Genomic DNA, 10113 nt, shown 5'->3' on the forward strand with positions numbered 1-10113 from the left:
CCATAGGACGCCATGATAGCGGGCCGCTCTCTTCACGACACGGAGGCGCTGCTCCCGGGTCGCGAATGCCGGAAACCGGCAGTGGACGCATAGCTCAGTTGGTAGAGCAGCTGACTCTTAATCAGCGGGTCCTAGGTTCGAGCCCTAGTGCGTCCACCATAACTTTTCCGCCAGTTTTGATTGATCGGGCGCCACGCCGCCGTGGTCAGTTTTGGCCTCACGTAATCGCCACGTAATCGAGCGCGGGAATTTGGCGTCATTCTCTGGTGATATTGTCGCCGATGGGATTGATCGACCGGATTAATCAAAACTTCTAAACTGAGCGCCTTTTCCGATTAACGCTGCCGTGCTATGCAATCCGCAGGGGAAGCGGGTTGCGACCGAAGACGGCAGCCCCCTTTTATGTCAGTCGCGGGCGCTGCCCCGATGACACCGCCAGATCGTCCCAGCCGCTTCCCTCACCCATCATTTACCTACCATCGGTATAGAGTGCGTCATGAGAGAGCGCAGACGCTACCATGAGCCACGACGCTACGCTGCGGCAGCACGTTATCCGCGGCGGCGATCCTCGTCTGTCGGCAGCTATCTCGCGACCGCCGGACTGATCGGCGCCGTGGCAGGCGGCGGCTGGGCGATGACGGACCCAGATCAGCGACAGGCGTTCATCGCGAACGCGAAGGAGGTCGCCGTTGATGCCGGGATGATGCGCGCGCGGGCGCCGCAGGAGGGCGACTTTTGGCGGCGCTGCGACGAAGCCCGAGCCGCCGGCACAGCTCCTATCTATCGCGGTGAGCCGGGCTACCGCGAGGGCATGGACGGCGACAATGACGGGATTGCCTGTGAACCGTATCGCTGATGATCGCGATCTACGCGGGATGCGGACAAGCCTGTGGCTGTGCGCACCCTTGCTGATGCTGGCCACCGCCTGCGACTCCGCCATCGTCGATGAAGCTCAGCGTGCGGAAGATCAAGGCGCGGTCGTCAGCAACGAGGCTATGACTTCGATGTATCCCGAGACCTTTCGTCCAGGCTCACCAGCCTATCTGGAACGGGATTTCGAAGCGGGCGCCAACTTCATCTGTGACGAGATCAAGACCAAGCACGGGCGCGACATCTGCTCGGAGCCCGACATCAATTGGCGATGAGGCTCGGCAGCGCTTACATCGGCATTGGTCGCTCACCAGACCAGAGCAACGACAGCTTCTCGGCAATCGCTTTCCATCGCGCAACGCCGGCAGCATCGCCTTCCAAGGCGAGATCGCCGATACGCTCCGCAATGTAGACTGCGGCGTTGTCACCCTGCTCGCGCTCGACGAGCAACGCACATGCCCAAAGTTCTCGCTCGGGCGTAATCGACATGCTTCGCCGCTCCTCCGTCACCCGAAATTGTGGACCTCTCCGGCAGCCATAGGCGGAGCGGCCCAAAATCAAGATCGCCCGATTCGGCGCTTTCCGTTTCCTTAGCGCACCTTGCGCGCCCGCCCGCATGCCGTGGGCGAGAATCAAGGAGACGGTCATGAATATGCACACTCGCATCGATTTACCGCAAGGTGTCCACCACTGGACCCACGACGGCTCATCGCTTCCCGATTGGGTGAAAAGCGATGTCCGCGGCGAGATGTCGCCCAACGGCACCTTCCTTATCAAGACGCCGGTCGGAACGGCGCGCGTCCATCTCGGCAATGTCGTGATCCAGCATCAAGGTGACCTCTGGTGCAGAAATGCCGAGGAGGTGCCTGATTTGGTCGCCTGCCTACGAGCGGAGGAACTGGACAACGTGACAGCGATCGGCCCGGGAAAATCGGCGCAGTTCGGGACAAAGAGCAAATCGGCAGCGAAGAAGGGCTTCCGGGCGATTGTCGGTGCGCCCCCGATTATTGAATGGGTGGCGCCCGAGCATCTCAGTGTTGACCCGACATATCAGCGATCCATCGATAACGAGGCATCAAGACGTCTTATTGCCAGCATTGCCGCCTCCTTCGACTGGCGACTCTTTTCCTCGCTGATCGTCTCAGCTCGGCCGGACGGAAGCCGTGTCATCATCGACGGCCAGCATCGCTGGGCGGCAGCGGTGCGCCGGGGCGACCTGGTTCACCTGCCATGCTGTTCGTTCTCCTATCGCACGCCTGCGGACGAGGCGCGTATGTTCATTGCAGCCAATCGCGCGCGGAAAGCAATGAACCGCCTTGATGATTTCTATGCGGCGCTGGCTGCGGGCGACGAGGACGCGCTGGAGATAAACCGTCTCGTCACCGAAGCTGGCCTTTCAGTCTCGCGAAGCATGTCGGTCGTTGCTCGAAAGCCCGGCGAAATCACGTTCACTTCATCGATTGCGACAGCCCTTCGGCGGCACGGTGATCAGGTGGTATCCGCGGCCCTGACGTCAATGGCCGAGGCATTCTCAGGTACCATGGTCGCCCAAGGGTCGTCAGTTTTCAACGCACTCATTCTTCTATTTGCCGAACCTCCAAAGGGATTTGATCCCGACGCGCTGGCGCCGGCGCTGCGCCGGGTGGATTCGGGTGGCTTCCGAAATATCATCCGTGATTTGCAAGGAAGCGAAGAGCGAGCCGTGGCGCTGCGAATTGCTATCGAAGCCGCAATGCTGTGTGAGCCGATCGTCGAAGCAGCATAGTCATAGGCAGGCGGCGTTTCGACGTCGCCTGCTTCATTCATCGACGGGAGGTAGTGCCCTCAGTTTTTGGCTTTCATCGTAGCGCTCTTCATCATCATGGACACCGGCCTGGCGTCTACTCGCAGCGATGCCCCCGCCAATATCGATCCCATCGTGCAGCGTAGCCATCACGGACCATCGCGCACGATATATCACCTGATTGCGGCGAGACGCAGAACGCAGCCGTTCGGTTACCGCCAGCGCCACCGGCAGATCGGCAGCGCATCGTTGGGCCCCTTACGGTGATATGGCCCGTCGAGCGCGTTCCCGTCGCCTTGCCTACCAAGCTGGCGAGATGATCCCGTGCCGCGCGCGGATCGGCGGCTGGGCACGGATGGCCGGGGCTGCACGATCCATCCATTTCACGCGCTGCGATTCCGGACAGCCGGATATGTGGCCCCTCGGCGCACCATACGGGCCCGTCGCCATCCCAAACGGCGGTCGGCGTGCAATTGAACGATTGACCGGCAGGCACGATGGAAGCGGCGAATAAGGTAGCGATAATCATAATTGGGAGACGCCTCAGCCAGCATGCGGAAGGTTGATTAAGATCGGAGCGAAGGTGCTCGATTGGATATTGGCGTCTAGCGGCAGGAGCAAGTATAGGCGACTCACTCTAGGGGGAGCAGATCATGAAAAAGTTAGTAGCGGTGGCTGCGGCTATCGCCGTTGTAGTGAGCGCACCGGCGGTGGCGCGTAAGAAGCCCGATGAGCCGACCGATCCGAATATGCTTACGCAGGGCATGGTTCAGATGACGCTTCGCGTAGGAACCACGACGCAGGCCGAGATTATCGAGACCTTCGGCGCGCCAAATATCACGACGATGGATGCAAGCGGCAATCAAATGTGGGTCTATGACCGGCATGCCACCGTCACCACCGATAGCTCGGGTGGGTTCTCGATCGGCATTTTGGCCGGGGGCGGGAGCGACGTTGGCGTTGGCGGCGGTCTCGGATTCGGCAAGCGCAAATCCAAGTCGACGACCTCAAGCCGAACCATGACGCTGGTCATCAAGTTTGATGGCCGGGGTGTCGTGTCAGACTTCAAGAGCCGTTCCAGCTCATTTTGATCAGGACCACGAACATGAAGAAAATTGCAATTCTCGCTGCCGGCGCGATGCTCGCGTTTGGCTCGGCTCCCGCGATGGCGAAAGACAAGATCGAGCTTTCGCCTCTCCAACTTCAAGCGATGCAGACGAAAGAATTTGAAGCCGCAAAGGAACCCGTCTTCGCATCGGTCATGTCGGTGCTCCAGGATGCCGGGTATCGCATCGAGAACGCGGACCTTGCGACTGGCTTGATCACCGGCATCGGTTCGTCAAAGGGCAAGATGGTTTACAGCCTATGGTCGGGGTTCGGTAAGTCGAAGAAGACACCGATTGTTTCGACCTATATCGAGCAAATGGGACCGATGACCCGCGTTCGCCTGAACTTCGTCATGGCTAAGGTGAAATCGTCGCTCTACGGCTCGCAGCCTCAGGACGAAGAACCGATCTTGGAAGCGGAAGTCTATCAGGACGCGTTCAATAAGATCGACCAGGCCCTTTTTATCCGGGCGAGCATGATGCAACCGGCTGCGCCAACTCAGCCTGAGCCAGTGCCAACCGCCACGCCTGCTGCGACCACTGCCGCGGTTCCGGCTGAGCCCACGCCGCCACAATAACGCGTCGAACGCCGCCAGTTCACAAGCTGGCGGCGTTCGCGTCTTCGATCGACCGCCTCAGACCTTCTGGCGTGACCCACCACAACGCGGCGAGCTTTTCGATTTCGTCGCCCGTAGGTTCTGCGTCATCGTTCAGTTCCTCAATCCGCGCGCGCGTGATGCCTGCCTTGCGCGTGATCGTCTCCCATGGCGTGCACATTTGCCCGAGCCATGCGTCCATCCAATGATCGCCATCCGCTATAGTTCTCGCGACCGGATGCTCGGGGGAGTAGTCGACCACCTGCTTTTCGACCGGGCGCTCGCCCTTTCGGTAGACCATATCAGGTGCTCGCGGAGAACAGGATGGCAAAGCCGACGTTGGCAGGATCGAGGCGAGAGATTTCTGCCGCAGCCGCATCCTTGGCGGCGTCGTGGGCATTGAGTGCGTGCAAGGTGGCGCCGTGCTCCCTGAAATGCTCGTCGGTGCGCTCGTCGGGCCCCAGCCCTTCCGCGAGTAGCAAATCGACAGCGGCAGCCTGCACCGCTTCCCGAGCCGAGATGCCTTCGCGGGAAAACACGGCATTGGCCTCCGAGATCGCAGCATCGCGCGCCTCTGGCGTCAATTTGTCCTGACCGTAGATCGTGAGGCCGCTCATCGTTCAATCCTCGTATAGCCGCGCGCGAACGTCCGAGGCCATTGTATCGGCCGTCGTGGCGCGGGTCAGCAATTCCGGGTTACCGGTCTTCGCAGCTCTATCCCGGTACCGGCGAGCGCGGTCCTCGATGAAGTCCGCTATACGGTCGGCATCGGGCTTTCCATTGTGTCCCGGCGTCACGCGTGCACCTGGTTGGGCTGGAACGAGATGATGCTGCCCGGCTGGATCGCGCCCAATTTCCGGGCAGCATTGAGCACGTCGAAAACCCGCTTGTTCGCGCGGACGTGGGTCGGGTCGATATTGAAGCGCTTATAATCTTCCGCCCGGAGCTGCTGCACGTCGATGCCGGACTCGCCCAAAATGCGATAGCGATGTGTGAGATTGTCCAGATCGGCCGCGGTGACGCCGTGCTTTTCAAGCACGCCCTCGACCTCCTCGCGGGCCTTGTCGACCGCCGCTTGGCTGACACCTTTCGCAACAAGTTTGAAGCCGCGAAAGCTGATCGCTTGCACGTCCATTTTCATTCTCCGACTCGATTCTCGATTGCACAAATGTTCCACCAATGTTCTCATTTGTCGAGTCATGAGTCGAGAGCTAGCGAACCCCATCGGCGACCTGTTCGATGCCGCCGTCCGGCATCGGACCATCAAGGCGTCGTGCCAATGCGGAAACGTCGGTATCTTCGATCCGCACGCGCTCTGGTTCCTGTTCGAGCGGAAGGGATGGAGCGACAAGCTACCCGCGGTGCGCAAGCGGATGCGCTGCCTGCAATGCTACTATGCGAAGCGAAAGCGCTCGCTCGCGATGCTGGAACTAACTTCCGAGGATCACACGCGACAATTGCCGATGCCAGACATTATCGAATGGAAGCGTCAGCTCAGGCGGCGCAGGTAGCCGGGCGAGCGTGCGCCATATGTCGATCAGCGAGATTGACGACGGGCTCAACTTCATGCCGGCTAACCGGTGTCGATTTGTCCACAGCAGTGGCCGGCAGCCAATATAGGAACCGCCGCACCAAAACCCCGACGATCGGCGCGCGCAATGAGTCGAAAAATAGCGCCGCGACGAAGAAGCGAACAAAGCGATCTTCCTGCTCCTTGTTCAGCTCGGAAAAGATCGATCCGCTACCGCGCTTACGCGACTTGCTCCGGAACAGCAGGGCAAAAAAGAAAGCCACAGTCAGCCACCCCGACCCGATGGCCTTTAGGATAAACTCGACCATGTCTCCCGCTCGCGGTGGTAGGTTGCGATCTTCCAGGAGAACGTGAGCGCTTTGCTCAACGAGAGGCCACACCGAATGGGCCCTTCTGAGCAGCTTCGTGTTGAACCGCAAATAGGCGGCGAAGATGAAGGGCGCGGCCAAAAGGGCTACGCCAATGAGTATGATCATTGCACCAACCCCGTCATCATTTTCCACGAGGGCGATTTTGACGCCCAGCAGCTAATTTTCTCTTACCTTCATTCATTCTGGCATCGAGCTTGCGCTTCTCTGTGCGACCGTCAATGTATGCCTTCAACGGTCCGTTTGGCAAGCAACAAAGGACTAAGGCAATGGTTGCCATAACGAACAGAAATACAAATGGGTACGCCTTCGCGGCCTGCAATAGGCCGATAAGAAAGTTCCCAGCCTTTTCGGCCTTTTCTAGTGATTCGGTCGCCCCCATTTGATTCGTCAATACAGAGATAGCCAGAGGTGCCAAGCCTCTACATGATAACGGATCACGCCATTTTGGAACCATTGACTCTGAGTGGCGGACCGTCATCATCTCCCGATGTGCAACCTCTACACCAACAAAACGGCGGTGCAGGAGATGGCGAACCTATTCGGAACGCCCGCCACCTACGGCTCCAACGCGCCTGAGGAAGTCTACCCGGGCTATCCTGGCATGATCGTTCGCGAGCACGAAGGCGCACGCGTCCTGCAATCCATGACATGGGGCTTCCCCGTCCGCCTCAAGGGCATGAAGCCGACCAGCAAGCCGAAGCCGGTCAACAACGCGCGCGATGACAAGTTGCTGACACCGTTCTGGAAGCACTGGTTCACGACACCGGCACACCGCTGCCTCATCCCGTTCACGGCGTTTGCCGAGGCCGAGGGGCCGAAGGGCAAGATGACGCGAACGTGGATCAGCGTCGACGATCAACCGACCGCGGCATGGGCGGGACTGTGGCGGCCGACCGACGAATGGGGCGACTGCTATACAGGCGTCATGGTGAATGCGACCGAGGAGCTATTCGACATTCACGACCGGATGCCGGTGATCCTGCATCCTGACGAGCACGATGCTTGGCTGAACTGTCCGGCAGAAGATGCCATAGCGCTGGTGCGCAAATACCCCGCGAGCAGACTCGTTGTCGATCGGACAGACGATCCGTGGTTTAAGCGGGCGGCGAAACCCGTTGAAGGGCCGACGCTCATTTGATGCCGCGACTTTGGCCTGATCCGCGCGACAATTCGCCCGAACCCAAATTCTTCCTCTGGGCCGTCGTGGTTAGCGGGATCGGCTATTATTTGCTGAGTTGGTGGCCGCGCTGAAGTGATTGCGAACGGCGGTGCACCAAAAACCCCGCCGCACCGAGGAGGAGCGACGGGGCTATCCTCGGGTCGCAAGAGGACGGCGCGCGAGTAGCAAGCTGTGGTCGAACTGCAACCCACTCCGATCGCGGCCTAAACTAAATTTGGGGCCGGACGGCGAGGTTAAGGGTCAAACCTTCCTGGAGATGACCAGTTTTGGCGCATCGGTGCAGCGCGCGCAGGCGCCGCGGTATCGTTGATACAATGGTGTTTCTTCCAAAGTGCCGGTCACTGCTTGCACCTGTTGGCGGCGGGCGAGGCCCAACGATTCCTGCAAGCAGTCATCGCACCAAGGGGCTGGCGTCGCGTCGATAAGCTCAATGATACGTCGGGCAATAGCTGTCATAATTTGGACCAATCGTTTGAACCGCAAGGGGAGCAGGCAGTGCCTACCCATCGCAAGCGCACCCCGGCGGCTGATGGCAGTTCTTATCCTTCGCAATGCAGCTATTCCCGCAGGCCTTCCCCTTGCTGCATGTCTTGCAGCACGCGAATGCCTGAGCCGATCCGCATAGCGGCGCATCGGCTGCTATCGGCACTACCAACAGCGCGATCGCTGCGAGCAAATGTTTCATGATGCCCTCCCCCGAGAAAGACGGGTGTAGCAGGAATAGGATCTAGAGGCGAATCTGAGCGCACTGGCTAGCCCGTCGTTGGTCATCGCGACGGTTCACAAGAAAGGGCTCCGACTTTGCAACCGAAGCCCTTCCGGCATTTAGCTCCCAGCGTCTCGGGGTCTCAAGAGACGCCGGTGGCGCATGGGAGAATATGCAGATCCCGTCTGGGGTCAACGAGCAGTTGGGTGGCCCCGCCGTCTGGGTCGATGGGACGGCGGGGTCGCCGACTCAATAACCATTGGCGGTAAAGGATGGGTGAAACTCTCAAATCGAGAGCAGTTCCGCTTGCTTCTCTGCCCCCCGTGATCGACACTTTTCCCACTGGTCGGCCGGGCGAATTGGGACGTCACGGCCTTAGGGCGGAAGCTTGAGACTACCCGCCCGCCAGTCGTAAATGTGAGCAGCCAGATCGCTCCAACGGTATCAGCTCACCAAACCTGCGAACTGCTCAGGGGCTCCAACCGAGATATGATCTCCAAACGGCGGATGTGAATAATCGATCAGATGATCCCCGCGTCTGGAATCGTGAATGCGAAACATTACCACCGTGAACCTCTCGACGCGGCTAAACACGGTTCGGTAAGCCGCTGCGATATACAGATGCGTCGCTGTGACTTTCTGCGGTTCACCGTCATGGTCGCACGACACGCGAGGGGTGAAGGGTCTATCCGGGAAAAGATCGCACTCCACCCAATCGATCCTTCCCGACAGAAACTGGGCAACGGTTTCGTCGATGTGGGCTTTGGGATCATCGCCAAATGCCAAGCCCGCGAAATATCGAAACCGCACTGCGGGCGTGGAGCCCATGTTCACAAATGCGACTTTGAAAACAAACCGGGGTGAACCGTTTTGCATCCGAAATCCGATCGGCTCAATGTTGTCTATCGCCACCCAAGCGCGACTTTGCGCTTCCATACTTTGGCGAGCGATCCCGTTGGCTCGATACGCGAGAAACAGCGCCACCAAGACGCCGGCGAAACTCAGGCCGCTAATTCCAGCCGCAAACGCTGACCATCTCACTCCTTCCGCTGCAGCATCTGCCGCCTTCCATTGAGCGCAAAGATCCGAAGATCTAACTTCTCTGCCCGCGGCGCAGCCACGGTCCGGTGTGCTGACGGCTGGGGCAATCGGAGAAGGAGAACCGATCCTTTCGGCTATGGTTCTCGCCGGTTCCGGGGCGGTTGGCGCCTTTGCAGCGAGTGCGAAAGACGCAAAGGCTGTAAGAATTGCAATCCGTCGTTTCTGCATAACTCCCCCCGACTAACGTTTTTGCGGCTGGCCAATCGCGATCTGATTTACAGAGTCGATCCCTCCCGGTGGTGCTGGAATGTCCAGTGTTTCCATGGTCAGTTTGGCGACGCCGCGGTCCAGAAGACGGAAAATGTGGTGCATCCGATCGTGAGGAAAAATCACAACTTGGCCGGGCCTGAAATATTCACCCAGCACTTCGAGACGTTTGTGGGACGCGCCACTCAGGACCCCGCCGTCATGGATTATCGCATGGCGCAGAAGTCGCAAATCACCAGCAATGGGTAGAAAGATTTCGTTCTTTTCTACACCGAGCGACAAGGCCAGCTCATGACGCGTCACGTAGTCCCAATAGGTGAAAACGAATATGATGATCGCTTGGCATATCTGCTGTTCATTGCTGCCGTTGCGGGAGTTGGCTTCGAGAAATTCCTTTGACAGCCGGGTGGTCTGCACCACGACATCCGGCGCTGTCGGATCCTTAACCGAGGTGTGAACGATCGATGGCACGCCCTTGCTGTCGAGCTTGCGTCGCGCGGTCTTCAAAACCTTCGAGACTTGAATGCTGATCTCCCGGTGGTTCGATTGATACGCCGCGCACGCATCGGTGTAGGCTCCCTTCTGCATCCGAAGGAAATCCTGAAACTTCTGCACCGCTGCAAGAAACGCCTTATTCTCTAGGCCCAAGCTGCCGCCCCCTT

Annotated in this window: 14 protein-coding genes and 1 tRNA gene; 7 read left to right on the forward strand and 8 right to left on the reverse strand. The window is 59.2% G+C overall.

Annotation, left to right across the window (positions count from 1 at the left end; genetic code table 11):
• Window positions 1-83 precede the first annotated feature (83 nt).
• From HDC35_RS04280 to HDC35_RS04290, 3 genes are all read left to right on the forward strand, one after another.
• Window positions 84-159 (forward strand) — tRNA-Lys (locus HDC35_RS04280).
• A 337-nt stretch (window positions 160-496) separates the two neighbouring features.
• Window positions 497-856 carry an excalibur calcium-binding domain-containing protein gene (locus HDC35_RS19500; protein ID WP_221438125.1) on the forward strand — a complete coding sequence of 120 codons (360 nt, stop codon included), beginning with the start codon at window positions 497-499 and terminating at the stop codon, window positions 854-856.
• On the forward strand, window positions 840-1145 hold the full coding sequence (locus HDC35_RS04290; protein ID WP_184644095.1) for a hypothetical protein: 306 nt from the start codon (window positions 840-842) through the stop codon (window positions 1143-1145). Before HDC35_RS19500 ends, HDC35_RS04290 begins: the two co-directional genes overlap by 17 nt.
• Before the next feature lie 13 nt (window positions 1146-1158).
• Here HDC35_RS04290 and HDC35_RS04295 read toward each other — a convergent pair whose 3' ends face one another.
• On the reverse strand, window positions 1159-1359 hold the full coding sequence (locus HDC35_RS04295; RefSeq protein WP_221438126.1) for a DUF6961 family protein: 201 nt from the start codon (window positions 1357-1359) through the stop codon (window positions 1159-1161).
• 157 nt (window positions 1360-1516) lie between these two features.
• Here HDC35_RS04295 and HDC35_RS04300 point away from each other — a divergent pair, with 157 nt between their 5' ends.
• Complete coding sequence (locus HDC35_RS04300; protein WP_184644097.1) at window positions 1517-2635, forward strand: ParB/RepB/Spo0J family partition protein; 1119 nt, start codon at window positions 1517-1519, stop codon at window positions 2633-2635.
• 115 nt (window positions 2636-2750) lie between these two features.
• Here the strand turns inward: HDC35_RS04300 and HDC35_RS19565 are convergent, their stop codons facing one another.
• Window positions 2751-3182 carry a thermonuclease family protein gene (locus HDC35_RS19565; RefSeq protein ID WP_260397521.1) on the reverse strand — a complete coding sequence of 144 codons (432 nt, stop codon included), beginning with the start codon at window positions 3180-3182 and terminating at the stop codon, window positions 2751-2753.
• A 124-nt stretch (window positions 3183-3306) separates the two neighbouring features.
• Between HDC35_RS19565 and HDC35_RS04305 the strand changes: the two genes are divergently transcribed.
• Window positions 3307-3744 (forward strand): hypothetical protein, encoded by a 438-nt coding sequence (locus HDC35_RS04305; protein ID WP_184644099.1) that lies wholly within the window; start codon window positions 3307-3309, stop codon window positions 3742-3744.
• Window positions 3745-3758: 14 nt separating this feature from the next.
• Complete coding sequence (locus HDC35_RS04310) at window positions 3759-4337, forward strand: hypothetical protein (RefSeq protein WP_260397522.1); 579 nt, start codon at window positions 3759-3761, stop codon at window positions 4335-4337.
• A 19-nt stretch (window positions 4338-4356) separates the two neighbouring features.
• On the opposite strand, the gene HDC35_RS04315 is transcribed toward HDC35_RS04310, so the two are convergent.
• From HDC35_RS04315 to HDC35_RS04330, 4 genes are all read right to left on the reverse strand, one after another.
• Window positions 4357-4656 (reverse strand): hypothetical protein, encoded by a 300-nt coding sequence (locus tag HDC35_RS04315; protein ID WP_184644101.1) that lies wholly within the window; start codon window positions 4654-4656, stop codon window positions 4357-4359.
• Between the two features lies 1 nt (window position 4657).
• Window positions 4658-4972, reverse strand: coding sequence for a hypothetical protein (locus tag HDC35_RS04320; protein ID WP_184644103.1), 315 nt, complete (start codon window positions 4970-4972; stop codon window positions 4658-4660).
• A gap of 176 nt (window positions 4973-5148) precedes the next feature.
• Window positions 5149-5535, reverse strand: a complete 387-nt coding sequence (locus HDC35_RS04325; protein WP_184644105.1) for a hypothetical protein — start codon at window positions 5533-5535, stop codon at window positions 5149-5151.
• Between the two features lie 314 nt (window positions 5536-5849).
• On the reverse strand, window positions 5850-6362 hold the full coding sequence (locus HDC35_RS04330; RefSeq protein WP_184644107.1) for a hypothetical protein: 513 nt from the start codon (window positions 6360-6362) through the stop codon (window positions 5850-5852).
• Between the two features lie 382 nt (window positions 6363-6744).
• Between HDC35_RS04330 and HDC35_RS04335 the strand changes: the two genes are divergently transcribed.
• Window positions 6745-7395 carry an SOS response-associated peptidase gene (locus HDC35_RS04335; protein ID WP_184644109.1) on the forward strand — a complete coding sequence of 217 codons (651 nt, stop codon included), beginning with the start codon at window positions 6745-6747 and terminating at the stop codon, window positions 7393-7395.
• A gap of 1192 nt (window positions 7396-8587) precedes the next feature.
• On the opposite strand, the gene HDC35_RS04340 is transcribed toward HDC35_RS04335, so the two are convergent.
• Window positions 8588-9127, reverse strand: a complete 540-nt coding sequence (locus HDC35_RS04340) for a hypothetical protein (protein WP_184644111.1) — start codon at window positions 9125-9127, stop codon at window positions 8588-8590.
• Window positions 9128-9424: 297 nt separating this feature from the next.
• Window positions 9425-10099 carry a hypothetical protein gene (locus HDC35_RS04345; RefSeq protein ID WP_184644112.1) on the reverse strand — a complete coding sequence of 225 codons (675 nt, stop codon included), beginning with the start codon at window positions 10097-10099 and terminating at the stop codon, window positions 9425-9427.
• Window positions 10100-10113 lie beyond the last annotated feature (14 nt).

Source organism: Sphingopyxis sp. JAI128 (assembly GCF_014207235.1).
GTDB lineage: Bacteria > Pseudomonadota > Alphaproteobacteria > Sphingomonadales > Sphingomonadaceae > Sphingopyxis.

What these genes read in the sequence shown, in the direction of transcription:
- HDC35_RS04335 (WP_184644109.1), top strand. Translation starts at nt 6,745, where the DNA reads ATGTGCAACCTCTACACCAACAAAACGGCGGTGCAGGAGATGGCGAAC.
- HDC35_RS04310 (WP_260397522.1), top strand. Translation starts at nt 3,759, where the DNA reads ATGAAGAAAATTGCAATTCTCGCTGCCGGCGCGATGCTCGCGTTTGGC.
- HDC35_RS04300 (WP_184644097.1), top strand. Translation starts at nt 1,517, where the DNA reads ATGAATATGCACACTCGCATCGATTTACCGCAAGGTGTCCACCACTGG.
- HDC35_RS04315 (WP_184644101.1), bottom strand. Translation starts at nt 4,656, where the DNA reads ATGGTCTACCGAAAGGGCGAGCGCCCGGTCGAAAAGCAGGTGGTCGAC.
- HDC35_RS19565 (WP_260397521.1), bottom strand. Translation starts at nt 3,182, where the DNA reads ATGATTATCGCTACCTTATTCGCCGCTTCCATCGTGCCTGCCGGTCAA.
- HDC35_RS04320 (WP_184644103.1), bottom strand. Translation starts at nt 4,972, where the DNA reads ATGAGCGGCCTCACGATCTACGGTCAGGACAAATTGACGCCAGAGGCG.
- HDC35_RS04305 (WP_184644099.1), top strand. Translation starts at nt 3,307, where the DNA reads ATGAAAAAGTTAGTAGCGGTGGCTGCGGCTATCGCCGTTGTAGTGAGC.
- HDC35_RS04330 (WP_184644107.1), bottom strand. Translation starts at nt 6,362, where the DNA reads ATGATCATACTCATTGGCGTAGCCCTTTTGGCCGCGCCCTTCATCTTC.
- HDC35_RS04295 (WP_221438126.1), bottom strand. Translation starts at nt 1,359, where the DNA reads ATGTCGATTACGCCCGAGCGAGAACTTTGGGCATGTGCGTTGCTCGTC.
- HDC35_RS19500 (WP_221438125.1), top strand. Translation starts at nt 497, where the DNA reads ATGAGAGAGCGCAGACGCTACCATGAGCCACGACGCTACGCTGCGGCA.